The organism is Saccharopolyspora sp. SCSIO 74807 (assembly GCF_037023755.1).
GTDB lineage: Bacteria > Actinomycetota > Actinomycetes > Mycobacteriales > Pseudonocardiaceae > Saccharopolyspora_C > Saccharopolyspora_C galaxeae.
The window spans coordinates 5,882,006-5,905,248 of the sequence record NZ_CP146100.1; the positions used below are offsets into that span (position 1 = coordinate 5,882,006).

Here is a 23,243-nt window from a genome sequence, read left to right on the forward strand (position 1 = left end):
AGTTACCGCCGGTGATTTCATATGCGTCCCATCGGGGAGGGATTAGCTCGGAAGAAGGAAGCAACACTGGGAGGTAAGCTCATGCAAGCCGAGGTCATGCACGACGGCATCACCCACCGCGCGAACGTCTCGATCTGGGACAGCCGGGCGATCTCGCTGTGCGGCAAGGCATTCCCGGAGCACACGTACCGGACGAAGACCTTCCACGGCAGCGTCACCTGCCCCGACTGCAAGCACGCCAAGCGCCTCGGCAAGCGCCCCTGAGCGCGGTCGCACCGCACCGTTCGCGAACCTGGCGGTCATTTCCCGGTCACCGCCGCCGTGCCATGATCAACAGCATGTCGGACACGAAGCGTGCCGCGCTGTTCTCGTTCGGTGCCGAACAGTTCGCCGCGCTGCACGAATGCTGCGAACAGCACGGCTACGCCCCCGTCGCCTACGTGCACACCGCGGCGAAGCGGCCCGGGCGGGCGCGGACCGGGAAGGCCGCCGGTGAGCTGCTCGGCTCGATACCCGGCGACGTCGACTTCCTGGTTCCCGGCAGTGCCGCGGGATTGACCGGCGCGCTGCGCGGCTACCAGGTGGATCTCGCGGTGGTCTACGGGTTCAACTGGCCGCTTCCAGCAGACCTGTTGCGGAGCCTGCCGGACGGCGCGCTCAACGTGCATCCCTCGTCGTTGCCGCGATACCGCGGTCCCGCGCCGGTGCACTGGGCGCTGCGCAACGGCGATCCGTCGATCGGCGTGACCGTGCACCGCATGACGGAGCAGCTCGACGCCGGGCCGATTCTGGCTCAACGCAGCGGAATTCCCCTCGACGAGGAGATGACGCAGGAACTGCTGTGGGAACGGATCGAACCGGTCGTCCGGGAGCTGCTCGGCACCGCGTTGGGCCGGGTCGCGGCAGGCGATCAGGGCGAACCGCAGGACGAGTCGGCGGCCACTCGGGCCGGATACCTGGAGCCCGGTTTCTCCGTCGTCGACTGGTCGAACCGCGCCACGGACATCCACAACCAGGTGCGCACCAACCGGTTCATGCGAAGGAGCCCGACCGCGCGGCTGAACGGGAAGCAGGTGCGGATCCTGCGCACCCGCACGACTCCGGGCGACGGTGTCCGGGTCGAGTGCGCGGACGGTCCATTGTGGATAACGGATTACGCTTGCGCGGAGTGATCGCGGATCCGGCGCGCGACCCGCTCGCGCATCGCCATCGCGACCGGGTCCTCGAAAGCTCTCAGACAGCCCGCGGCCTCCCGCCAGGAATCCACCGCTCGCTCCGACTCACCACCGGCTGCTGCGGCGGCTGCGAGACCATCGGCGGCCGCAGCGAGCTGCCAGTCGTCGCCCAGTTCCCGGTGGATCGCTGCTGCGCGCCGGTGGAAGTCGGCGGCGTCGCCGAAACGTCCGAGTTCGCGGTAGGTCTCACCGATGCCGTGCAGCGCCATCGCTTCCCGGCTGCGGTCGCCCAGCTGTTGCTGCAGGACCAAGGAGCGCTGGTAGGAACTCAGCGCCTCGCCAGGTGTTCCGACCGCGCGCTGCACCCGGGCCAGCTCGGTCAGCCAGTACGCCTCCCACATGCGGTTGCCGAATTCCGCGGCGAGGGCGAGGGCTTCCGAGATCGTCGAGTGCGCGGCCGGTGCGTCGCCCGATTCGCGCTGCGCCCGGCTGAGCAGGAACAGCGCGTTGCCTTCCCGGGCGCGGTCGCCGCGTTCCCGGTACCTGCGCAGGGCGGTGTTCAGCTGCGCCGCGGCGGCCGGGATGTCGCCGAGTTCGCACCGGACCTCCCCGAGGTTGCACGCGGCCAATGCCTGCCAGCCGACGTCGCCCGCTTGCCGGGCCAGGTCTGCGCAGCGTTCGAAACGCGCACGGGCCTCGGTCAGCTCCCGGGCGCGCAGCGCCACCAGGCCCAGCGCATTGATCGAGGCGAGCAGGCCGGGCCGGTCGTCGATCTCCCGGCGGATCTCCAGCGCCGCCCGGTGGTGCCGCTCGCTGTCGGCGAGTCCGCGGCATTGCAGATGCGCTTTGCCGAGGCTCTCGTGCAGTTCCGCCGCGCCGTAGCGGTCACCGATCTGCTCGGCCGAGGCCAGCCCGATCCGGGCGGTGGTGAACCAGTCGTCGAACTCGTTGCGGTTGGCGTGCGCGTTGCGCAGCAACGCGGCCAGTCGCCAGGAGGTTTCGTGCGCACCGTGCTCGGCCGCGGCCCGCACCACGGCGACCAGGTTCACCCGTTCCGCCCCGTACCACTCCAGCGCACGGGTGCGGTCGTCGAATGCGATCCGGTCCCCTGGCGCGAACTCCGGGCGCCGGGCGTGCGGGAAGATCACGCCCAACGCCGAACCGGCCGAGCGCGCGTACCAGCCGAGCACTCGCCGCACGGCGAGCCACCGGTCCTGCTCGGACTCCTCGTGCAACGCCTGGTCGGCCGCGTAGGCGCGCAGCAGGTCGTGGAGCTGGTAGCGACCCGGCGCACGCTGGTCGATCAAGTGCGCGCCGACCAGCACGTCCAGCAACCGCTTGGCTTGCGCGGTGGAGCCGTCCAGCAGCGCGGCCGCGGCGTCGGTGCCGAACTCCGGGCCGGGATGCAGCCCCAGCCGCCGGAACAGCCGCGCCGCGTCCTGCGGCAACGCCCGGTAGGACCAGGCGAAGACGGTGCGCACGGCGTCGGATTCCTCGTCGTCCTCGGCGGTGAGCGCGTCCCAGAGCGAGGATTCGTCGCGCAGGTCGGAGATCAGGTCCGCCAGGCTCATCAGCGGTCTGCTGGCGGCGCGTTCCGCGGCGATGCGCAACGCCAGCGGCAACCGGGCGCACAGCCGCGCCAACTCCAGCAGTTCGGCCTGGTCGTCGGCCGCGCGGTAGCTCGCGGTGAGCTCGCGCAGCAGCTCGGCGGACTCGTCCGCGGTGAGCACGCCCAAGTCGACCCGCCGCGCACCGTTGCGCACCACCAGCCCGGACAGCCGGCTGCGGCTGGTCACGATCACCAGGCACTCCGAGGTCCCGGGCAGTAGCGGCCGCACCTGTCCGACCGAGCCCGCGTTGTCCAGCAGCACCAGCATCCGCTGGTCGGCCAGCCGGGAGCGGTAGAGCGCGGCGCGATCCTCCGGCTCGGCCGGGATCGACCCGGCCGGCACGCCGAGCGCGCGCAGGAAGCGGTCCAGCACTTCCCCGGCGGTCACCGGCTCGCCCGGGTCGTAGCCGCGCAGGTTCACGTACAGCTGGCCCTGCGGGAAGCGGTGCCGGACCCGGTGCGCCCAGTGCACCGCCAGCGAAGTCTTGCCGACCCCGGCGGTGCCGGTGATCACGACCACCCCGGGAGGATCGGCGTCCTCGAGGACCGCGTCGAGATCGCCCGTCTCCGCGACGCGGTTGACGAAACTCCGCACGTTCCCGGGAAGTTGCTGCGGCGTGTCGACCGGCGCGCGGTCGCCGCCGTGGAAGTGGACGTCGCCGTACACGCGTCCAGCCTGCACGACATCGGCAGCATCTCCGGAGATCTCCGAGCGGTTCCGGGACGTCCGGCCGTGCGCCTGCTCCATCTGCTCGGGTCACCCCCGTCGCGGCACAGCCGTCACGTCACCGCACGCCCGGTACGAGCCCGGAGCGGTCGGCGAACGCGGCCAACTCCTCCCCGCGGTCGTAGAGGTCCCTGATGAAGCCGCGGCAGCGCGCGATCAGTTCGGGGTCGCGGTAGCGGATTCCGCCCGCGAGCGCGCCATCGGTGTCGTAGCGGACCTCGTACATGACTTCGTCGCCGAGCGTGCAAACTTCCGGCAACGGGCCGGATTCCTCGAACCGCTCGACCTGGTCCTCGCGCACCACGCGCATTCCGGCGCCGTACTCGCTGCGCAACCGCAGCAGTTGCAGCTCCCAGCGCAGGTACGGCGTGAGCGGTTCGGCGAGCACCCGGACGCGCTTGGTGCGGAAACCGGCCTCGGCGATTCTGCGGTAGTAGTCCGCGATTTCCGGGCGCTGGTCTTCGAGGCGGTGCATCGCCTCGTCCCACGCACCGCGGGCGAACGCCTGCCAGCTCGGGCTGCGGGGTTCGGCGAAGGTCTGCTGCCGTTCCAGCTTCCAGAACCCGGCCGCGCCGATCCGCCAGAAGTGCTGCTGGAAGTCCGCCTGGTAGTCCTTCAGCGGCAACCGCGCACCGCGCGCCGCTTGCAGCAGCTCACGCATCGGGGATGTCCTCCTTGGCGGCCAGCAAGGTCGCGCGCGGCACGACCACGAGCCGCTCGTCGGCGGCCACCATCGCCCCGTCCGGCAACCGGCCTGCGTACTCGCCGGTGAGATCGCGGCCGATCACGGCGACATCGCCGTTGGCCAGTTCCCAGACGTCCGGGCAACCGTCGTCGTCGCCGCTGGTTCCCAGTTCCCGGGCGGATTTGCCCAGCCGCCGCGCGAGCGGCGACGAAGGATCCGCCTCCCAGCTCCGGGCCATCTCCCCCACCTCCGATACCGCCAACGGCCGCGTGGAGAGCGGAATGCCGGCCGTCCACAGCTCGATCGATACTGTTCGTGCCGTTACCGGCGCGTACAGTACCATGTTGATCATGCTCGGCGGCGCGACCCGATCAATGTTCCAACGTTCGGAGTCGATGTCCGGCCCGGTTCGGTGAACCCACCACGTCGATCGGTCGCCGCTGTTCGGGTCAACCGCAGGTGATTTCCTGGGCGGCCACCGCTACCGAGTACCCGGTCAGCGAGGAAGTCCAGGCGCTGATCTCCAGGGCGTTCGGCACGATGCAGGCCCGCAACTCATCTACTTGGACGGGAAGACCGCCTACTTTGCAACCTCCGCCACGGCCGCGAACGCGCTGAGACGATTCCACGGGTGCACTGTGCGCCGGTCGGCAGGCCACCGGATCCGGTCGTCCGGTGAACGCGGCTTCTGTTCCACTATGGACGATCCGGGCCGTGAGCGAATTTCCGCTCACGGCCCGGGTTTCCGCCGCCGGGGGTCGCCCGCGACCGTCAGCGCGCAGGAGGTTCGTCCGCGCTTGGACCGGTCATGGTGCCGCGACCGCACCCCAGGTGCTCAGCCAGGGGGCTCGCTGACCACGGCTGCCCCGTCCGGGCGCCATCCTTGCGCGACCAACGCGCCGCCTTGGAGCGTTGCGGAGAGCATCGGTTGCATCCGCGTGCCGAGTTCGTCCGGGATGCCTCCGAGGCGGGCGTAGGACACCCGGCTCGGATCATCTTGGTGGCGGACGAAGATGTTCACGGCTCCGGACTCGTCGGACGCCACGATCGGCAGGCCGGTGTAGGCGCCTGGGAGTTCGGGAACGGGATACCACTCCTGCGGCCACTGGTTGGGGCCGAGGTCCCGGCTCTCGGGCAGCTGCCGCAAGGCGCGATTGCCGTCCAGCGCGAACAGCACCAGCCTGTCGTCGATCATCATCACCGCCGGTGGACTGTGCAGCTGGGCGTTGCCGAGAAGAGGCTCCCGGAACTTGAAGTCGCCGGAGACCTCCTGCGCCCATGTGCGCATGTAGTGGCTCCTGTCCAGCACGAACACGCGCAAGAAGCCCGAATCGTCCCGGTGGACCTTCGGGTCCTCGTCGGTCAGCGTTCCGTCCAGCATCTTGCGTTTCCAGCCCTCGTTCTGCGCCAGTCGCCAGACGCTCCCGCCGGAGTCCCTGGTGATCACCACGAGGTTCCCGCTACGGTCCTGGGCCGCCGCCGGCGTGCCGGACATGCCGGTCGCGATCTCTTTCCAGTCGTCTGCCTGCGACGGAACGCCCGGCTCGACGTTCGGGTTGTACAGCAGCCTCCCGGCCGTGTCGGTCACGAACCCGACCAGCCTTCCGTTGCGGTCCGGCACGAGCACCGGACGGGTTTCGGCCATAGCGCTCACACCGAGATCGCCGTCCGGTTCCGGTGCCGTTCCAGCGGAAGATTGCACGTATCGGTGCACCGTGCCCGGGCCGCTCCCAAGCGTGACGAGGCTGCCGTCCCCGGCCTGAGCCGTCGAACGGGCCGGGAGATCGCAGTCGGGGCGGTCGCACTCGGCCGACGATGCGGGCGGTGCCTGCGGTGGCGGCTCCGCGGCGGCTGGAGGTTCCGGCGTGGGTGCCGGGTTGGGCGTCGTGGCCGGTGGCGGCCCGGGAATCTGCGCAGGCGGCATCTGTCGCACCGGCGGCGGTTCGGCCGGTGTCCCGTCGCGGCCGACGTCCAGCTGCGCGGCGAACGCGACTCCCGCGGACAGCACCACGGCAGCCGGAACGCCCACCAACACCGTCCGGCGCACCCGGCGGCCGCGCGACGCCTTGCGCCCCGCGGATTCCCGGGCCAGCGCGGAGCTCGCCGGGATCTGCACTCCGGGCTGGGACCGATCCGCCGCACGGCGGTGGAAATGGCCCTGCGCGCGCAGGTACGGATCGGATTCCGGCGACACCGCCGCGGCTCCCGATCCCGATTTCCCCGCCGATTTCGGCTGGAACGAACCCAGGAAGGCCCGGTGGTATTCGGGCAGCTCGGCGCCGACCCGCTTGCGCAGGTAGTCACCGACGACATCGTGCACCTGAACGGCGGGTGCGTCGCCGACCCAGCACCGCTGCACCAAGGCCAGCTCGTCGAGCCGCGCGAGCAGATCCTCGACCGCGTCCGCGGTCATGCCCGCGACACGACCCCAGTACGTCCGCAACGTCTCGGGCGGGATGAACGCGTCCCCGGGGAAGATCGCGAGGTCGAAGCACCGCTGCCGGTGCTGCTCGCCGAGCAGGGACAGGTTCAGCTCGATCATGGCCGAGGCCGTGTCGCAGCGCTGCGTCACGGCCGTGCGGTCCACCTCCTGCGCACCGCGGGAGAGCCGATCGGCCACTTTTCGCGCCGCATCGGAAAGCGAACGCCCGCCGTTGACGTACTTGTGCACGGCACGATTGGCCAGCGCCAGCATCAACGGCCACCCGTGCGTGCGGGCCAGCAGCGGATCCACCTGATCCGGATGGTGCGTCGACCACCCCGCGCACAACACGGCCTGAGCTTGGTCCGGCTGCATCGCCCCGGCAGTCACCGGCGCGGCGCCCTGCGCCAGCAACTCCGGGAACCTGGTGGTGACCAGCTTGCGGCAGTTCGTGCCCGCGGCCGCGAACGGTTCCAGCTGCGAACGCCGCCACACGTCGTCGATCACCAGCAGGCAGCGCTTGTCCGCCACGAGGTTGCCGAGATGTTCACCGGCCTTGTCCGGGCCGGTGAACGACGGGCGGCTTCCGGACAACCGCTCGGACAGCTCGTTGAGCTTGGTCGCCAGGTCCGGCCCGGCGGCGTCGTACCCGATCGTCGTCCACAGCACGCCGTCGGGGAACGACTCGGCCACCCGCGCGTCGCGGCACGCCATTGTGGCCAGCGTGGTCTTGCCGAACCCGCTGTCCCCGGTGACGCCGGTCGGCAGCTCGGTTCCGGCGGCACCACGCAATGCCTCGATCAGTTCGTCGAGCAGCTCCGGGCGAGGCACCGCGGAATGCGCGGGAATCGGCAACGAGTCTCCGGTGCTCGGGCGAACCGACGACGATCCGCCCGTGTTGATCGTGAGACCACCGGAAATACTGCCGCCGACTTGCATCGCCAGACCGACGTGGTCGCCGACCTGGTTCGACGTCGACGCCACTTCCGCTGCGGCGTCGTCGCCTTCCGACCTTTCCGACAAGGATCTACAGTTCCTCTCCGCGGACCGGACCGGTCCACACGTCCGACTAGTTCGAGTTCCGGCCGCACAACGCCGAAGAACCGAAGCGCTGCCCGGACATCGCGGGGACGATGTCCGATGCAGGCAGAACGGGCGGACATGGGCTACCGCTGCGGAACGAGAAGCTCCGGCAGCGCGCGAATTCCGCCCGAAAGCACCCGGGCGCCGGTTCCATCAGCGAGCACGCAACGGGCACGCCGTTGCGGTTCACCCGAGGCGGACCGAGCTCGCACCCCTGACTCGGCCCGGTGCTGTGCGCTCCGGGAGGCGCGCGAACACGCCCCCTGCGATAAGTTGATCAGTTGTCGCTCGCTACCACTTCTCCCCGGCACAACGTCCGCACACGCTTCTTTGGAATATGCAGCAATCGCCGATACCGGCGATTAATCCAGTCCTGATGCGGGACAGTCAACTTACTTGAACTTGAATTCGCTGCGGGATCGAGCAGGATTGCGACGAGCGGGCATACCGATCGACGAGCGGTCGCTTCCGAACGACGAATGACGAGCGCAAGTTCGTCCCGGCCGAACTCGGCCGGGCGCACGAACAATAATCGTTGCTTACTGAACCAGCACTGCCGCAAACAAATTGATTCCGAAATCATTGCCCTGGTCCGCGACGGCCGATGAATCGGCCACAGTGGACGCTCCGATCGCGGAGTGTCCACTGTGGCCGGTATCAGCGCGCGTTCCGGGCCGGTTCGCGAGCGGCGGAGCCTGCGGTCGTGCGGGACCGCCACCGGACTTCCTGCTAGAACGACCCCATCTCGGCCGACAGCCAATGCTCCGGGCGCATGTAGATGGTCACGTGCTCACCGAGCTCCGTGCGCTCGTACTCCACGAAGTTCGCGGCCGCCTCCGGCGGCAGGTACCGCTCGGCCATGCGCCGGGAGGCTTCCTCGCTCCCCGCCTCGATCCGGGTGACCGGACCTTCCACCGAGACGTAGCGCACGGTCGGTTCGATCCGCTGCGCCAGCAGGCTGAACCGGCCCGCGGCGCGGATCGCTTCGGCCTTGCGCGACTGCGCCCCGGTGCTGATCCAAAGCTCCTCGCCGGGCGAGTAGTGGTACCAGATCGGGACCGTCATCGGCGCGCGACCGTTCGTCCACGCCACCGCGAGCGATCCCGTGTGCGGTTCGGCGAGGAATTGCTCTCGTTCCTGTGCAGACAGTGCCATGCACTCGAAGATAGCGGCGGTCACCGACGATCGCCCGCGTCCGCGGAAGCTCGCAGCTCACGACGAGCACGCCGCCGGCGCGGGTTCGACACGCCTTCCCGGACGGTGAATGCCGCACCTTCCTGCATCGCCACAGCGGCACCTGGATCGGCGGCGGGCACCTGTCGGTGAAGTTCATCTGCCCGTTCTACGTCGAAGACGAGGTCACCGCCCGCGGCGCGATCCTTGGCCCGGTCGAGCACCGCGGGCAACGACACATGCAAAGCGAAGTCTGGGTGCAGAACCAGGACGGCCGGAAGACCGCCGTCGGATGGGCCCACGCACCGCTCGCGTGACGACGTCGAACACTTCAGTACATTGTGGGCGGAACATTGCGGGTGGACCGGATCCGTTCCGTCCCAACGGTTCTGGCGACCGCCCCGCTCAGGGCAGCGGGTGGCGCAGGGAGCTTTCGCCGCGCCGCCAAGCACCCAGCAGGCATTCGGCGAGCCTGCCCTCCAGCACGCCGGTGGCCTCGATGCCGAAGACCACGTCCGCGGCCAGGCCCGGTTCGCGGTCGAGCAGGTCGCCGATCACGTCACGGCGCATGACCTGCTCGTGCACGGCATCGGCCTCGACGTGCTCGGTGAAGAAGTGCACGCTCGCTCGCCCGGCGCCGTGGCCGCGCAGCGCATCGGCGAGCCGCTGGGCGCTCGGGGCGGTGGTGATCTCCGCTGCGCTGAAGTGGCCGACGAGCGCGCCGCGCAATCCCCGGTGCAGCCCCAACATCGACATCAGGTTCACCAGTGCGATCTGCGGCGCGGGCACATCGTCCAGGTAGTGCAGGTAGCCCGGGTTCAACCCGGCATCGGCCAGCAGATCGGCGAACAGCCGCGCGTGCACCCGTTCGCCGTGCCCGCCGCCGAATTCGTCGAACTCCACCGCCACCAGCGCCGCCTTCGCCCGGCCCTGCAACCGCGGGATGACCCAGGCGTGCGGGTCGGCCTCTTTGAGGTGGTAGATCGAGCGGTGCGCGAAGTACTCGCACAGCTGCCACCATTCGCCCTCGTCCCGCAGGAAGTGCGAAACGCCGTTGCCCGGCACCGGTTCCACCAGCAGGTCGTCCAGCACGCCGGAGACGTCGTCGGACCCGCCGGTGGCGGCGCGCAGCGCGTCCAGGAAGGTGCGCTCGAGCTCGCGGCGGAAACCGAGCAGTCCCGGCTCCCACTCCCATTCCGGGCTGGAGTCCCGGAAACCGCGGTAGTGCAGCTCGTAGCAAGTGTGCAGGGCGAGGGCGAAGTCGTCGCCGAACGGCTCCGCGGTGCGCGCCTGAAGCAGCGGCAGCACCGGGCCGGGCGGGGGCTGCCCGAGCGCGTCGACGACGGCCGCCGACAGCGGGCCGCGCGGAGTGGGCAGTGCGGGGGCATCGGTCATGACCGTCATGCGTGCGCTCCTCGTTCGGTGCGGGAATCGGCGCCCGCGGCCAGCAGGTCCAGCAGCTCCGGAACGCCCGCCGCGGCCGCGGCCCGCTGGCGTTGCGCGCCGGTGCCGTGCCGGACCAGCTCGCTCACGACCGAACGCACCCGTTGCAGGTCGCCGGTCTCGGCCAGCGCGGGCGCCGCTCGCTCGATCAGCTCGGACACCAGATCGGGCGCGGGCACCCGGCATTCCCGCGACACGTGGACGCCGTAACCGGCGAGGCCGTCGCGGGCCGCGCACCACACCGCGGCCCGCGCGAACTGGTCGCGAACCGGCGGAGCCTCCCGGCCGGCGCGCAGTTCGCCGAGCGCGGTGCGCACGAGGGCGCGGCACAGCGCGGCCTGCGCGACCGCTTCCCGCGCGGTGATCGCGGTGTCGGCCACCCGGAACTCGATCGTCGGCAGGTGCGGGGACGGCCGCGCCAGCCAGAACGACTGGGCCGGGTCGACCAGCACGCCGCAGTCCACCAGCTTCGCGATCTGCTCGTCGTGGTCGGCGGCCGAGCGCAGCTGCGGCGGCACGCCGGAACCGGGGAAGCGGGACTGCTGCACCATCCGCCAGCTCCCGTACCCGGTGTCCGAACCGAGGTGCAGCGGCGAGTTCACCGACAGCGCCAGCAGCGCGGGAAGCCAGGGACGCAGGTGGTTGAGCACGGCGACCGCCAGCTCCCGGTCCGCCAGGCCGACGTGCACGTGCAGGCCGCACGCCTGGTAGTCGGCAACGGCGGCGCGGTAGGTGCGCGCGACCCGCTCGAAGCGGTCCCCGGCGGAAACGGCCGGTCGAGCGGATCCGGGCAACGGTGGCGTGCCCGCCGCCAGCACTCGCAGATCGGCGGGCCGCGCGGCCGCGGCGAGCCGCTCGCGGGCGGCGACCAGCTGTGCGTCCAGCTCGGACAGCGCGGTGCAGACTCCGCTGGCCGTTTCCACCTGGCTGCTGAACAGTTCCGGCTGGAGCACGGTTCCGCCCGCGAGGTCCCGGCCGGTCGCGCCCAGCACCGCCCCGGCGCGCGCCGCCGGGGCACCGGTGTGCGCATCGGCCAGCAGGAACTCCTCTTCGACCCCGACGGTGCGGCCCGGCTCCGCGGAATCGTCCCCGCCGAGCGTCCGCATCCGTAGCTCCTTCCGCCGCGTCCGGCACGAATCGGCCAACGGCATAACCACCCCACCGGCGGGCGAAACCCGGTTTCCGCGGCGGCGGAGGCAGGTACCCCGTGAGCTATGCAGTTGCTCGAACCGCCGGGTGTCTACCGCCCGCAAGGCGACACCCGACTGCTGACGGACGCGCTGGACGAGGCGGGCATCCACCCGGGTAGCAACGTGCTGGACGTGGGCACCGGCACCGGGGCGCTGGCGGTCGCGGCCGTCCGCGGTGGGGCCGCGCGCGTGACGGCGGTAGACGTGTCCGCCCGGGCGGTCGTCACCGCCTGGCTCAACGCGCTGCTGATGCCGGTTCGGGTGCGGCGGGGGGACGCGCTGGTGCTGCACTACCCGGAGCGGTTCGACCTGGTGCTGGCCAACCCGCCGTACGTGCCTTCCGCGCCCGACCGCCGTCGCGCTCGGGCATGGGACGGCGGCCCGGACGGCCGGAAGCTGGTCGACCGGATTTGCGATCGTGCGCCGGAACTGCTGGCGCGCGGTGGAACGTTGCTGATGGTGCACTCCGCCCTCGCCGATCCGGACGCGACCTTGCAACGCCTGCACCGCGCGGATCTGAAAGCCGCCGTCGTGGATCGGCGGAACCAGGGTTTCGGGCCGGTGCTGCACGATCGGGCAACCGCGTTCGAGGACTCGGGATTGATCATGCCCGGGCAGCGGGAAGAGGAGCTGGTGGTGATCCGTGGGGACCGGACGGACTGAACGCACCGCCCCGGCGGGCGGGCAACGACACCCCGTCCCGGAGGGCGGGCAACGACGCCGCGTCACGCTCGTGCGCAACGGCCCGGTGCTGGTGGAGGGGCCGGTGCGGCTGGTGCTGGACGACGGCACGGAGGTCGACTCCGACCGGTTCACCGTGGCGATCTGCGCGTGCCGCCGCAGCAGGGACTACCCCTTCTGCGACACCAGCCACCGCAAGCGGGTCCGCGAGACGTGAACCCGACGGCCCGAGGTGGGTATCCGGGAACATGGCAAAGGACCGCAAGACCTACGAAGCCGACTACACCCACCCCGAGCTTCGGGAGCGGCTGAAGGAAGAGCTCAAGGCCGCCGACAAGGGCGGGGCGCCGGGACAGTGGTCGGCGCGCAAGAGCCAGCTGCTCACCCAGGAGTACGAGAAGCACGGCGGCGGCTACCGGCACCCGCAGCGGCCGACCGCGCAGCAGCAGGACCTGGCCGAGTGGACCGAGCAGCGCTGGATGACCGAGTCGGGCTCGGCGAACGCGCGCCACGACGGCCGGACCGAGCGCTACCTCCCGGAACAGGCGTGGGAAGAACTCGCACCGCACGAGCGCCGGGAAGCGCAGCGGACCAAGCGGGCCGGGTCGCGGCGCGGTGAGCAGCATTCGCCGAACCCGCAGGCGGCTAAGTCCGCGCGCAAGGTCGCCGAGCTGGACGCGCTCTCCGCGCGCGAGGCGGCCCAGCGCGCGCGGAAGCTGACCGCGCCCGAGGCGCAGCAGGCACTCCGGCACGAGCGCGAGCACAAAGCGCGCAAGACCGTGCTGCGCCAGCTAGACAAGATCACCCGCAGAGGTTGAGCCACCAGGGAGCGTGTCCCGGATGAACCGGCAACAGCAGGACGTCGCCACCGACTTCGAGCGGCTCGTGAACATGACTCCGAAGGAGCTCGAACAGTGGCTGGCCCGTGCTGAATCGAAGAACGCGGGCCAACCCGGCGGCGACGGCGAGACCAAGGGCCACGAGTCCGGCAGGCGCATCGTCGCGCTGCTGCGCAAGAACCGTTCCGAGTACACCGACGACGACCTGGCGCACATGCGGCGAGTGCGCGCCTACATCAATCGCCACCTCGCACAACGCCCCTCCGGCGACATCACGAACACGACTTGGCGCCATTCGCTGATGAATTGGGGCCACGATCCCGCACGGTGACCGCATTCCGCGTCGACCGGGCCGTCCGCACGCCCGTGCTTCAGCCGTCCGTTCACCGCCGGTCAGCCGCGGGAGATCGGGAAGTCGAAGTAGGTGTCCGGGAACGGCTCGGCAGCCAGGGTGAAGTGCCACCACTCGTTGGGATAGTTCGCCATGCCGACGGATTCCATGGTCGTGCTGAGCCGCTGCCGATTTGCCTTGGCGAGCTCGCTCACCCGCGGATCGGCGGTGTGCGCCAGCGGGTCGAAGCAATCGAAACCGGTACCGGTTTCCACGCCGTTGTCCGGGAATCGCTGCTGCGGCGCAGCCGTGCACGGCGTCAGCGGTTCGCCCGGGAAGTAGGGGCGTTGCGGCGCGGCGGGCAGCCGGACCAACGTGAGGTCGACCGTGCTCGCCCTGCTGTGGCCCGATTTCTCGTCGATGTAGCCGTCGGCGAACAGCCGTGATTTGTCCACCGCCGGGTAGAACTCCGCCTTCATCCGCTGGTCGCGGGAGTCCGCGGCCCACCGCACGAAGTGGTCCACCGCCCGCTGCGGCCGGTAGCAGTCGTAGACCTTGAGGCCGTGGCCGCTGCGCACCAGCTGTTGCTGCGCGGCGTGCAGGGCTTCGGCCGCCTGCCTCGTCAGCAGGCACTCTGCTTGCGGGTCACTGAGGGGGGCTTGCGGGTAACCGAGGGGGGCTCGCGGGTAACCGGGCACCGGCGCGCCGGTGAAGTTGTGCCACCCCGCGTACCGGATCTCCTGGGCGATCGTCGGGTCGATGTCGCGCAGCGCGACGACTTCCGGCGGCCGCTCGCCGACGGCCCGGCCCGCGGCGACTTGGTCCGCGGCGGGGTGGCTCGGGGCTGGGTGGCTCGCGGCGGGGTGGCTCGCGGCAGCCGGGTTTTCGGCGCCGTGCGCCGGTGCCGCGAGCGGCCCGAGCACGATCACCACCGCGAGCGCCGCGCCCCGCAGCCGGCGCCGCAGAACTGATCGGGTCATGGCCGTGTATCTAGCACTCGCGCGCCGCCGCGGGTAGCGACCTCGCCCGGTCGGACGAGTGGCGCAGCGGGACGCCGCGGAAGGACGGCCGGGCTGCGGAGGGTGGCCGAACCTTCACCCGGATGCGGTCGTGATCCATTGACTCAGTGGTCTAGTCCACCTAAGTTCCTGCCAGCCCGCAGCGGAGACCCGCAGCGCACGAGCCGCGCCGAACGCGCCGCGCGCCGGAGGCTCCGCACCGCACCACCGCCGGGTCCGATGGGCCGGGCCGGGAGACGGGAGCACTTCCGTGAGGAACAGACCGATCCACTGGGCGGCGCTGCTGGCAGGCGTGCTCGCACTGCCGTTCACCGCAGCGCCCGCCACCGCAGCGCCCGCCACCGCAGCGCCCGCCACGGCAGCACCGGCCACGGCAGCGCCCGCCGCACCGGGCGACCTGCGCACCGCGCCGTACTACATGCCGCTGGACAGCGACCCGCAGGACATCGGCGAAGCGATGCGGGCCAGCGGGCAGAAGGACTTCGTCTTCGCCTTCGTCCTCGCACCCGGCGCAGGCAGCTGCACCCCCACCTGGGACGGCAAGCCCGGCCAGGAGGTCGCCGCGGACACCGCGGTCAAGGCGAAGGTCGACGCGGTGCGCCAGACGGGCGGCGACGTGTCGGTGTCGTTCGGCGGCTACAACGGCATCGAGCTCGGTGCCGCCTGCCCGGACGCGGCGGCGCTGGCCGACGCCTACCAGCAGGTGATCGACAAGTACGGGCTGACGCACATCGACCTGGACATCGAAGGCGACGACCTCGGCGACGTGCCCGGGGAGACCAAGCGCTTCGCGGCCGTCAAGACCCTCAAGCAGCGCAATCCCGACCTGCACGTGACGCTGACGCTGCCGATGACCAGCGTCGGGCTCAACGAGGCGGGCAAGGCGGAGATCCAGCGGGCCAAGGACATGGGCGCCGAGATCGACCTGTTCAAGATCATGGACTTCGACTACGGCGGTCCGGGCAACGACATGGCCAACAGCGCGATCTCGGTGGCCGAAGCCTTCCACCGCCAGCTGCGCGAACTGCACCCCGAGTTCGACGACGCGGCCGCCTACGCGCGCACCGGCGTGATCCTGATGAACGGCCACACCGACCAGCCCAGCGAGCTGTTCACCCAGGACACCTTCCGCGCGCTGGTGGATTACGCCGAGCAGCACCGGATCGGGCGGCTGTCGTACTGGTCGATGAACCGGGACCGGGTCTGCACCGAGCCCGTCGGCTGGGCGGACGGCAAGTGCAGCAGCGTCGAGCAGCAGCCCTACGAATTCACCAAGATCGTTTCTCGGTACCAGTGATCCAGCAGTACTAGTGATCCCCCACCCGCGATTCCCCGGAGAACCAGCATGAAACTGTTCACCAAGCTGTTCGCGGTGCTCGCCGCCGGGACGCTGCTCCCGCTGACCGCGGGCGCGAGCGCCGCCGCACCCGAACCCGCCGCACCCGAGCCCGTTGCGCTGAAAACCGCGCCGTACGTAGACGTCACGCAGGAAAAGCCCACCCTGCCCGAGATCGCCGAAGCCACCGGGCAGAAGACCTTCACGCTGGCGTTCGTGCTCGGCAGCGCCGCCGGATGCACCCCGATGTGGGGCGGTGAGAAGGCGCTGGACGATCCCGCCGTCCTCGGCCAGATCGAGCAGCTGCGGGCGCAAGGCGGCGAAGTCGCCGTCGCCACCGGTGGCGCGATGGGCCCGTACCTGGAGAGCGTCTGCGGCACCGCCGACGAACTGCTCGGCGCCTACAAGCAGATCCTCGACGCCACCGGCTCGAACCACCTCGACGTCGACGTCGAGGCGAACATCCCGCAGGACACCGTCAACGAGGCGCTGGCCAAGCTGCAGGCCGAACGCGGCACCGAGGTCAGCTACACGCTGCGCGTGCAGGGCGACGAAACCGGCGTGGACCCGTATTCGCTGCAGGTGCTCCAGAGCGCGGCCGCGCACGGCGTCGACGTCACCGTGAACCCGATGGCGATGGAGTTCGGCTCCAGCAAGCCATGGGGCGACGCGGTGATCGCCGCCGCGGAGAGCACGCTCAAGCAGATGAAGGGCATCTGGCCGGACCTCAGCGACGCCGACCTGAAGGCGAAGCTGGGCGTGACGCCGATGATCGGGCGCAACTACAACGGCAACGTCTTCACCCAGGACAACGCCAGGCAGCTCGTCGAGTGGGCGAACACCAACAAGATCGGGCTGCTGTCGTTCTGGTCCGCCGGCCGGGACAACGGCAGCTGCCCCGGCGGCGGCGTCTCCCCAACCTGCAGCAGCATCGACCAGCAGCCGTACGAGTTCACCAAGATCCTCCAGGACTTCACCGGCTGATCCGGGACCGATCGACCACAAGCCGAAGGGCCGTTCCCACCCGGGGACGGCCCTTCGGCTTGCACGATGATCGGTTACCGCGTCTGGTGCGGTCGCGTCACCTCGGGCGCAACGACGAACCGGCGCAGCGCGGCGCGATCAGCCGTTTCGCCCGGCCGGCCGCTTTCCGGCCTTGTCCGGCCGGGCAGCTTGCAGGAGAGCCTTGACGCGGATCTTGATCCGGTGTGCCAGCGACTTCGTCGCCGCTTTCCGCTCCTGCTCACCACTCCTGCGCAAGCGCTGCTGCTCATCGGTCAGTTCGTTGGTGTAAGTGCCACCGGTCGAGATGGCGTGCTCGACCGCTTGGTAGACCGTTTCGAGCTGGTGCTCCCACTTCCCCGACCCGGTCTGCCTGATTTCGACGATGGCCGCAGGAGTCATGGAGCGGGCTCCGGTGTATTTCACCTGGTCCGTCCTGGTTTTGAGCGCCCCCATCCCGGCATACAGTTCACGAAGTTCGTCGATCAGCTTTCGCAGCTCGTGCCCTTCTTCCGGGATGGGGATCGGCTCGGTCGACGGGCGTTGACCGACGCCCTCGCCGATCTTCGGGATGACGTCCCGGCGCTTCGGGTTGACGTCCTGGCGCACCTCGGCCGCGAGTCGCTCGGCCTTCTCCCTGTCGGTGAGCCCCGCATCGTCCGGGCCCAGTTTGCCGTGCGCGGTCAGCAGATCCCGTCCCGGGCGGCCGTCGCGCGGAACCATTTCCGTCAGCCACTCGGTCCTGGTGGTGGTGATCTCCATGGCTCGGCTGTCGTCCATCGGGTCGTCGAACCATTGGTTCAGCAGCCGATCCTCTTCCAGTGGATCCTTGAGCTCGGGTCGTTCCGCCACCAACCGCACCCAGGCGTCCACATCGGCCGCGATTGCGTTCCGTTCCGCCTCGGGCAACATCCCGAACATCGCCGCGAAATCGGTGCGCGCCAGCACGGGGAACACGCCCTTGGGAAAGGTCCGCCTCGCGTCCACAGCACCCTGTTCCAGGTAGCTGTCCAGCAGGTTTATGAAGCCGAGCAGATCCTTGCTCGGTTCGACGACAGGTCCGAGACGCTGCGCTTCACCTTCCGGACGTCGCTGTTGCGGAACATCACCCCGGGGCGTGATCTTGACCCCGAGTCCCTCCAATTCGGTGAACAGCTGGTGCATCGCCGCGAGCGGTACCCCGGCGGTCACCTGCACACTCGGCGAGAAAATTCCCGCTGGCAGCAGCTGATACTCGTCCACACCACCTTTCAGCACACCCGCGGAGAACTGGCGACGCTGCTTCAGCAATTCGTCTTTGAGCGCGATCATTCCTTTCAGCATCTTGTCCCACTCGTTGCGATTCACCACGCCCGGCGGGTTGGTCACCATCTCGATGTTGGACTGTTCCGCCCCGCCGAACTCGGCCTGCAGCTGAAAGTACGGACGGTGCACCAACGCAGTGCCTTTCGGGACCGGCTTGCCCGCTTCATCCTTGACGCGCCAATGGTTCTCCTCCAGCTCGGCACCGACGGCGCGCTGGAGGACATCTGGTCCGCCGCTATTCGGCCCGGCCGTCCGGGCGTCCCGTTCCGGTGCCGGATCGCCGCGCATCGCCCGCGTGGCGTCGGCCTCGGCGGCGCGCTCGTCCGGGTCGCCCGGATCGGAAACTTTCATCCCGTCACCGGTGTCGGTCCCGGAGACCGGCCCGGTGCGCTGCTGCACGACGTGCGCCAGCTCGTGTGCCAGTACGTGCTTGCCCACTGCGGACGTGGTGTCGTAATGGCCTCGGCCGAAAACGATGTGCGAACCCGCGGTGAAGGCTCTCGCCTGCACCGAATGCGCGGCGCTCGCCGCCTCCGATCCGGTGTGCACGCGGACATCGGAGAAATCCGCACCGAGCCGTTTTTCCATGTCCGCGCGAACATGCCCGGCCATCGGCGCACCCGAAGAACCCAGTGCCCGATCGACGGCGGTGCGCTGCACCAATCCGGCGACTGCGGCATTACCCACCAGGCGTTGCAGTGCGAGCAGTCCCGGTGCCGACCCCTCCACCGGGTTTCGCCGTGCCGATCGGGTCGTCACGTCCCGCCGTCCTGGATCCTGCTCGTGTGCGTACATCCGCCCGTCTCCGTCCCGGATCAAGACCTTCCGCCAGAGGGCTTTCCCGCATGGCAGCAGAAACGGCACGGAATCGATAGCCGTCGACGGACACAACCCGTTGCCCGAAAGGGCAGCCCTGCACCCCGTTCCAGGTACGCGCTCGACACCGGCGCGATCAAGCGGTGGTTCAGCCAGGGTGGTGCGGCTAGATACACTCGGCTCGTTGATCAAGTCGGGCGGCGAGGAGCGTTGATGGCGGCCGAGAACACACCTGCCGGCACGGGAGGACGCGATATCGATCTCGAACGTCCGAGCGCTGCGCGAATGTACGACTGGTACCTCGGCGGCAAGGCGAACTACGCGATCGACCGCGAGTTCGGCAAGACGATCCTCGAGGTGTTCCCGATCGTGCGGCCGGTCGCGCTGGCCAACCGCTACCTGCTGCACCGCATCGTGCGGCACCTGGTCGGTCGCGGTGTGCGGCAGTTCGTCGACCTCGGCTCGGGCGTGCCCACGGTCGGCAACGTGCACCACGTGGCCGACGAGGTCGCCCCGGACAGCCGGGTGGTCTACGTCGACTACGAACCCGTCGCGGTGGCGCACTCGCAGCGCTTGCTCGACAAGCACGGCGACCCGGAACGGCACGCCGTGGTGCAGGCCGATCTGCGCTCCCCGAAGTCGCTGTGGAAGCAGGTGCGCGCCACCGGTGTGGTCGATCCGGCGGAACCGATCGCCTTGCTGATGATCGCGGTGCTGCACTTCGTGCCGGACGACGACGAGGTCGAGCAGGCGCTCGTCCAGTACCGCGACCTGCTGCCCGCCGGGTCGTACCTGGCGATCTCACACGCCACTGTGGACGGTGCGCAGCCGCAGCGGGCCGCGGAGTACCTGCAGCTGGTGCAGCGCTACGACCAGACCGCCAATCCCGTCCGGCTGCGGAGCTGGGACGAGACCCGCGCGCTGTTCGGCGACTTCGAGCTGATCGAGCCCGGGATGGCCTGGGCCCCGGAATGGCATCCCGAGGACGCGAGCCCCGGAACGGGCAAGAAGTTGTTCAACACCGCGGACGAGTCCGTCGTCTGCGCCGCGGTCGGCTACAAAGCCGAAGGCTGAACGGTTCGAGTCGCTCACCGGAAAGCCTTCGGCGAGCCCCCGGAGCTGCACTGCTCCGTTGGTCGCAGTGCGACCGCCCCGATGCGCCTCGACCGGCCTCGCGAACCCGACGTCCGGTGAAGAGCGGATGAACGGCAGACGTATCCGCCCGGTGCGCACCGTGATCGCTCCTAGTGTCGAGTCGCCGACCGGCCGCACGAGGAGACGACGGACATGGGCAGTGTGTGGGCAGGACTCGGCGGCATCGTCGCCGAACCCGGCACCCCGCTCGCGATCGCGCTCGCGATTCTGATCACGATCACCGCGCCGCTGGCGGACCGGTTCGTCATCCGGCGCAAACGCATCGACTACCGGGTGCTCTACAACTCGAAGATCGGCCTGAACCCGATCCCGCAGGACATCGCCTCCACCGAAGCGGACCCGCGACTGCGGCACCTGACCACCACTGTGGACCGGATGAGCGTGGCCATCATCCGGATCCGCAACGTCGGCAGCTTCGACATCGAGCGCAAGGACTTCGAGACGCCGATCTCGTGCACCTTCGGCCGCCGCGTGGTGTGGGACGCGCGGATCTCCGAGGCCAGCACCGACGACCTGCACCAGCGCGCCAAGAACAACCTGGTCTTCTTCTCCGACGAGACGGCACCGGAGGCCGCGAACCGGCGGGAGCAGCCGCGGGAACCGGGCAACAACCTGCGCGCCCTGCGGGACTGGCTCGCCCGCCGCCTGTCCAGCTCGATCGAACCGGCGCAGCAGACCCCGGCGACCGAGCTGGGACCGCAGTGGCACGGGGTCCGGCTGACCCGGCTCTCGTTGCGGCGCAACGAGAAGTTCAAGCTCGTCGTGGTACTGCAGGAGCCCGAGGACGCGCCGGCGGGCGAGATCACCAAGACGATCCGCGTCGACGGCCGCATCGAGAACGGCTGGTTCAAGGACGATAAGGCGCAGCCGCGCTTGACCTGGACCCGGCTGGCGGTGGGGCTGAGCGTGCTGCTCACCGGAGCGTTGATCGGCACTTCGCTGTTCGGCGTGATCACCCGCGAACCCGCGCATTGCGCGAGCGGCGAAGTCCAGATCACCGGCTCCAGCGCGTTCCTGCCGATCGTCGAAGAGATCGCCGACGAGTACGAGAAGGACTGCAGCGGTGCGAAAATAAACGTCGCCCCGACCAGCAGCATCGACGGACTCGACGCGCTGCGCAATGCGCGGAGCGATTCGGCTCCGGACCGGGCGGTGTTCTCCGACGGCCGGGCCGCGGACACCGCCGCGTCCGAACCGCCGGCACCGGTCGCCCTGGTGACTTACGCGATCGTGGTGAACAACGAGGCCGGGGTGCACGAGATCAGCACCGCCGACCTGCGGGCCATCTTCTCCGGCGAGAAGACCGACTGGAGTCAGGTGGCCGGCGGTTCCCCCGGCCCGATCAAGATCGTGGACCGGGACGATTCTTCCGGCACCCGCCGCACGTTCGAGCGCAAGATCGCCCCGGGCACTTCGAGCGGACCGCTGCCGATGTGCGACAGCCGCGAACTGTCCCGGCAGGACGCACCGGTGCACTGCCAGGCCGCCGACACCGAAGCCCTGCTGAACAGGGTCGGGACCACTCCAGGGGCGATCGGTTACGCCGACGCCGGCGCCGCGGGCCGGGAAGTCGCCGAGGACGCGAACCTCACCGTCGTGCCGATCGACGCGACCCGTCCCGAACCGGACAACGTTCCGCGCTACCGCTTCTGGACCGTGGAGCAGCTCTACACCGCGGAACCGGTCTCCCCCGACTCGTTGCTCGGGAAATTCAAGCAGTACATGGCCGCGGAACCCGCCTTGGGAATGCTGCGCGACGCCGGTTACCCGCCATGCGCCGACCGGAAAGCGACTGCCGACTGCCGCGCTCAATGAGCACTTCGACACCGCGGAAGGATCTCGCTGATCGCACAACGTCGCCAATGTTTCCCGCAATGTGATCGCCCGCGCACCGCTCGCCGATCTCACCGCAACTTCACAACCGCCTCGCACGAGCGGAAAAGCTCGATTTGTGCGGCACGACACCCCCCACTTGTGGACCGTGCGGTACCGGTTTGCGTAGCCTGTGCGCGGCTTCGCGATGATCGGTCACCGATTAGGTGGCGGACGCGAATCGAGCCGAATCGGTTGGACCGTGGCCGGTTCGGTGCCATTCGGGCATAGCGCCTCGGACGGTCGGGGGTCGATGAGGCGGTGGGAGCAGCAAAGGAGTCTTGTGCGTTCAGTGTCGTCGTCCCGATTGAAGCGCTCGATGGGCGGTGCCCTGGCCGCCACGGTGGTCGTCACCACCGTCGGCGTGTCCACCCCGCAGGCGATCGCGCAGCCGCCAGGCAACGCATCGGAAGCCCAGAAGCAGCTCAGGGACCTGGGGCGCAAGGCCGAGGAACTGACCGAGGCGTACAAGGGCGCGCAGGACGATCACGCCAAGCGCCAGGACGACCTCAACCGCGCGAACGCGGAAGCCGAACAGGCCGGCCGCGTCGCCGAGCAGGCGCGCGCCGAGGAGGAGCGGTTCCGCCAGCAGGTCGACGGCCTGGTCAGCGCGTCCTACCAGGGCGCCCGGATGAGCAAGCTTTCGGCGCTGCTGGTCAGCGAGTCGCCGAACGACTTCCTGGATCGCGCCTCGGCGTTGGACGCGCTGGGCAAGGACAACAACAAGGCAGTGCAGACCTTGTCCGGCGCCACGCACCGCGCCGAAGGCGCCGAGCAGCAGGCCCAGGACGCGCGCAACCGCGCCACGCAGGCGGAGGCCGACGCGGCCCGGCTGGAAGGTGAGATCGCGGCCAAGAAGGGCGAAGCGGACGCCCAGGTCGCCAAGGTCAAGCAGCAGTACAACAGCCTCAGCGCGCAGGAGCAGGAATCGATGTCCGGCGGCAGCAGCAACGTCGGACTGCTGGGCGGTGCCGGCGTCGCCATCCAGGCGGCCAACGCCGCGCTGGGCAAGCAGGGCTCGCCGTACGTCTTCGGCGCCAAGGGGCCGAGCCAGTTCGACTGCTCCGGGCTCGTGCAGTGGTCCTACCAGCAGGCCGGTGTTTCGCTGCCCAGTGGCACGAAGGCACAGATGCAGGCGGGCGAGAAGGTCTCCAAGAGCGAGATGAAGCCCGGTGACGTGATCTTCTTCTACAGCTCGGGCAGCCACAACGGGATCTACATCGGCGGCGGCAAGATCGTGCACGCGCCGACCGAGGGCCAGGACGTCACGGTCGAAGAGGTCGAGTACATGGGTCAGGTCAACAGCGTCCGCCGCTTCGCGGGCTGAGCGCTGGCCGTTGCTTCGTGCGGCGCAGGTTCGGCGGCCTGCGCCGCGGAACT

General features: G+C 69.8%; 21 protein-coding genes. 12 read left to right on the forward strand and 9 right to left on the reverse strand.

The genetic code is table 11. The features are described 5' to 3' along the window. Positions 1-81 precede the first annotated feature (81 nt). Both V1457_RS27060 and V1457_RS27065 read left to right on the forward strand, forming a co-directional pair. Positions 82-264, forward strand: coding sequence for a hypothetical protein (locus V1457_RS27060; protein WP_200071636.1), 183 nt, complete (start codon positions 82-84; stop codon positions 262-264). 74 nt (positions 265-338) lie between these two features. Next, positions 339-1,172, forward strand: coding sequence for a methionyl-tRNA formyltransferase (locus V1457_RS27065; protein ID WP_295141990.1), 834 nt, complete (start codon positions 339-341; stop codon positions 1,170-1,172). Here V1457_RS27065 and V1457_RS27070 read toward each other — a convergent pair. The 5 genes from V1457_RS27070 to V1457_RS27090 all read right to left on the reverse strand — a co-directional run bounded on the left by V1457_RS27070 (position 1,154) and on the right by V1457_RS27090 (position 8,856). Further along, entirely contained in the window at positions 1,154-3,451 is a 2,298-nt protein-coding gene (locus tag V1457_RS27070; protein ID WP_338597790.1) for a tetratricopeptide repeat protein, read from the reverse strand. The two genes, V1457_RS27065 and V1457_RS27070, sit on opposite strands and share 19 nt — an antisense overlap. 118 nt (positions 3,452-3,569) lie before the next feature. Then, positions 3,570-4,172: a DUF6879 family protein gene (locus V1457_RS27075; RefSeq protein ID WP_200071639.1), complete on the reverse strand. Its 603-nt coding sequence runs from the start codon at positions 4,170-4,172 to the stop codon at positions 3,570-3,572. Next, a complete protein-coding gene (locus V1457_RS27080) occupies positions 4,165-4,434 on the reverse strand; it encodes a hypothetical protein (protein ID WP_200071640.1) in 270 nt (89 codons plus the stop codon). The genes V1457_RS27075 and V1457_RS27080 overlap by 8 nt, the downstream gene beginning before the upstream one ends. A 597-nt stretch (positions 4,435-5,031) precedes the next feature. Next, positions 5,032-7,641, reverse strand: coding sequence for an NB-ARC domain-containing protein (locus V1457_RS27085; RefSeq protein WP_338597793.1), 2,610 nt, complete (start codon positions 7,639-7,641; stop codon positions 5,032-5,034). A gap of 789 nt (positions 7,642-8,430) precedes the next feature. Then, positions 8,431-8,856, reverse strand: coding sequence for a pyridoxamine 5'-phosphate oxidase family protein (locus V1457_RS27090; RefSeq protein WP_200071642.1), 426 nt, complete (start codon positions 8,854-8,856; stop codon positions 8,431-8,433). A 167-nt stretch (positions 8,857-9,023) separates the two neighbouring features. On the opposite strand from V1457_RS27090, the gene V1457_RS27095 reads away from it, so the two are divergent. Further along, positions 9,024-9,191: a hypothetical protein gene (locus tag V1457_RS27095; RefSeq protein WP_338597794.1), complete on the forward strand. Its 168-nt coding sequence runs from the start codon at positions 9,024-9,026 to the stop codon at positions 9,189-9,191. 88 nt (positions 9,192-9,279) lie between these two features. Here the strand turns inward: V1457_RS27095 and V1457_RS27100 are convergent, their stop codons facing one another. Continuing rightward, the gene (locus V1457_RS27100; protein ID WP_338597796.1) at positions 9,280-10,278 is read right to left on the reverse strand and encodes an iron-containing redox enzyme family protein; all 999 of its coding nucleotides are present in this window, start codon (positions 10,276-10,278) and stop codon (positions 9,280-9,282) included. Continuing rightward, positions 10,275-11,423 carry a glutamate--cysteine ligase gene (locus tag V1457_RS27105; protein ID WP_338597798.1) on the reverse strand — a complete coding sequence of 383 codons (1,149 nt, stop codon included), beginning with the start codon at positions 11,421-11,423 and terminating at the stop codon, positions 10,275-10,277. The genes V1457_RS27100 and V1457_RS27105 overlap by 4 nt, the downstream gene beginning before the upstream one ends. Positions 11,424-11,531: 108 nt before the next feature. On the opposite strand from V1457_RS27105, the gene V1457_RS27110 reads away from it, so the two are divergent. The 4 genes from V1457_RS27110 (at position 11,532) to V1457_RS27125 (ending at position 13,358) form a co-directional block, all read left to right on the forward strand. Next, entirely contained in the window at positions 11,532-12,170 is a 639-nt protein-coding gene (locus V1457_RS27110) for a HemK2/MTQ2 family protein methyltransferase (RefSeq protein WP_338597800.1), read from the forward strand. A 70-nt stretch (positions 12,171-12,240) separates the two neighbouring features. Next, positions 12,241-12,405: a CDGSH iron-sulfur domain-containing protein gene (locus V1457_RS27115; protein ID WP_307850184.1), complete on the forward strand. Its 165-nt coding sequence runs from the start codon at positions 12,241-12,243 to the stop codon at positions 12,403-12,405. 31 nt (positions 12,406-12,436) lie between these two features. Then, positions 12,437-13,006, forward strand: a complete 570-nt coding sequence (locus V1457_RS27120; RefSeq protein WP_338597803.1) for a hypothetical protein — start codon at positions 12,437-12,439, stop codon at positions 13,004-13,006. A 22-nt stretch (positions 13,007-13,028) separates the two neighbouring features. Then, on the forward strand, positions 13,029-13,358 hold the full coding sequence (locus tag V1457_RS27125) for a DUF3140 domain-containing protein (protein WP_338597805.1): 330 nt from the start codon (positions 13,029-13,031) through the stop codon (positions 13,356-13,358). Positions 13,359-13,420: 62 nt separating this feature from the next. Here the strand turns inward: V1457_RS27125 and V1457_RS27130 are convergent, their stop codons facing one another. After that, entirely contained in the window at positions 13,421-14,338 is a 918-nt protein-coding gene (locus V1457_RS27130; RefSeq protein ID WP_338597807.1) for a M15 family metallopeptidase, read from the reverse strand. Between the two features lie 289 nt (positions 14,339-14,627). Here V1457_RS27130 and V1457_RS27135 point away from each other — a divergent pair, with 289 nt between their 5' ends. Continuing rightward, positions 14,628-15,674: a chitinase gene (locus tag V1457_RS27135; protein ID WP_338597809.1), complete on the forward strand. Its 1,047-nt coding sequence runs from the start codon at positions 14,628-14,630 to the stop codon at positions 15,672-15,674. Positions 15,675-15,722: 48 nt separating this feature from the next. After that, positions 15,723-16,697 carry a chitinase gene (locus V1457_RS27140; RefSeq protein ID WP_338597810.1) on the forward strand — a complete coding sequence of 325 codons (975 nt, stop codon included), beginning with the start codon at positions 15,723-15,725 and terminating at the stop codon, positions 16,695-16,697. A gap of 138 nt (positions 16,698-16,835) precedes the next feature. On the opposite strand, the gene V1457_RS27145 is transcribed toward V1457_RS27140, so the two are convergent. Continuing rightward, the gene (locus V1457_RS27145) at positions 16,836-18,680 is read right to left on the reverse strand and encodes a DUF4157 domain-containing protein (RefSeq protein ID WP_338605131.1); all 1,845 of its coding nucleotides are present in this window, start codon (positions 18,678-18,680) and stop codon (positions 16,836-16,838) included. Between the two features lie 369 nt (positions 18,681-19,049). Here V1457_RS27145 and V1457_RS27150 point away from each other — a divergent pair, with 369 nt between their 5' ends. The 3 genes from V1457_RS27150 to V1457_RS27160 all read left to right on the forward strand — a co-directional run bounded on the left by V1457_RS27150 (position 19,050) and on the right by V1457_RS27160 (position 23,190). Continuing rightward, positions 19,050-19,910: an SAM-dependent methyltransferase gene (locus V1457_RS27150; protein ID WP_338597811.1), complete on the forward strand. Its 861-nt coding sequence runs from the start codon at positions 19,050-19,052 to the stop codon at positions 19,908-19,910. 213 nt (positions 19,911-20,123) lie between these two features. Next, a complete protein-coding gene (locus V1457_RS27155) occupies positions 20,124-21,806 on the forward strand; it encodes a substrate-binding domain-containing protein (RefSeq protein WP_338597812.1) in 1,683 nt (560 codons plus the stop codon). A 349-nt stretch (positions 21,807-22,155) separates the two neighbouring features. Further along, positions 22,156-23,190 (forward strand): NlpC/P60 family protein, encoded by a 1,035-nt coding sequence (locus V1457_RS27160; protein ID WP_338597814.1) that lies wholly within the window; start codon positions 22,156-22,158, stop codon positions 23,188-23,190. Positions 23,191-23,243: the final 53 nt, after the last annotated feature.

What these genes read in the sequence shown, in the direction of transcription:
- V1457_RS27060 (WP_200071636.1), top strand. Translation starts at nt 82, where the DNA reads ATGCAAGCCGAGGTCATGCACGACGGCATCACCCACCGCGCGAACGTC.
- V1457_RS27065 (WP_295141990.1), top strand. Translation starts at nt 339, where the DNA reads ATGTCGGACACGAAGCGTGCCGCGCTGTTCTCGTTCGGTGCCGAACAG.
- V1457_RS27075 (WP_200071639.1), bottom strand. Translation starts at nt 4,172, where the DNA reads ATGCGTGAGCTGCTGCAAGCGGCGCGCGGTGCGCGGTTGCCGCTGAAG.
- V1457_RS27080 (WP_200071640.1), bottom strand. Translation starts at nt 4,434, where the DNA reads ATGGCCCGGAGCTGGGAGGCGGATCCTTCGTCGCCGCTCGCGCGGCGG.
- V1457_RS27090 (WP_200071642.1), bottom strand. Translation starts at nt 8,856, where the DNA reads ATGGCACTGTCTGCACAGGAACGAGAGCAATTCCTCGCCGAACCGCAC.
- V1457_RS27100 (WP_338597796.1), bottom strand. Translation starts at nt 10,278, where the DNA reads ATGACGGTCATGACCGATGCCCCCGCACTGCCCACTCCGCGCGGCCCG.
- V1457_RS27105 (WP_338597798.1), bottom strand. Translation starts at nt 11,423, where the DNA reads ATGCGGACGCTCGGCGGGGACGATTCCGCGGAGCCGGGCCGCACCGTC.
- V1457_RS27110 (WP_338597800.1), top strand. Translation starts at nt 11,532, where the DNA reads ATGCAGTTGCTCGAACCGCCGGGTGTCTACCGCCCGCAAGGCGACACC.
- V1457_RS27120 (WP_338597803.1), top strand. Translation starts at nt 12,437, where the DNA reads ATGGCAAAGGACCGCAAGACCTACGAAGCCGACTACACCCACCCCGAG.
- V1457_RS27125 (WP_338597805.1), top strand. Translation starts at nt 13,029, where the DNA reads ATGAACCGGCAACAGCAGGACGTCGCCACCGACTTCGAGCGGCTCGTG.
- V1457_RS27130 (WP_338597807.1), bottom strand. Translation starts at nt 14,338, where the DNA reads ATGACCCGATCAGTTCTGCGGCGCCGGCTGCGGGGCGCGGCGCTCGCG.
- V1457_RS27140 (WP_338597810.1), top strand. Translation starts at nt 15,723, where the DNA reads ATGAAACTGTTCACCAAGCTGTTCGCGGTGCTCGCCGCCGGGACGCTG.
- V1457_RS27150 (WP_338597811.1), top strand. Translation starts at nt 19,050, where the DNA reads ATGGCGGCCGAGAACACACCTGCCGGCACGGGAGGACGCGATATCGAT.
- V1457_RS27155 (WP_338597812.1), top strand. Translation starts at nt 20,124, where the DNA reads ATGGGCAGTGTGTGGGCAGGACTCGGCGGCATCGTCGCCGAACCCGGC.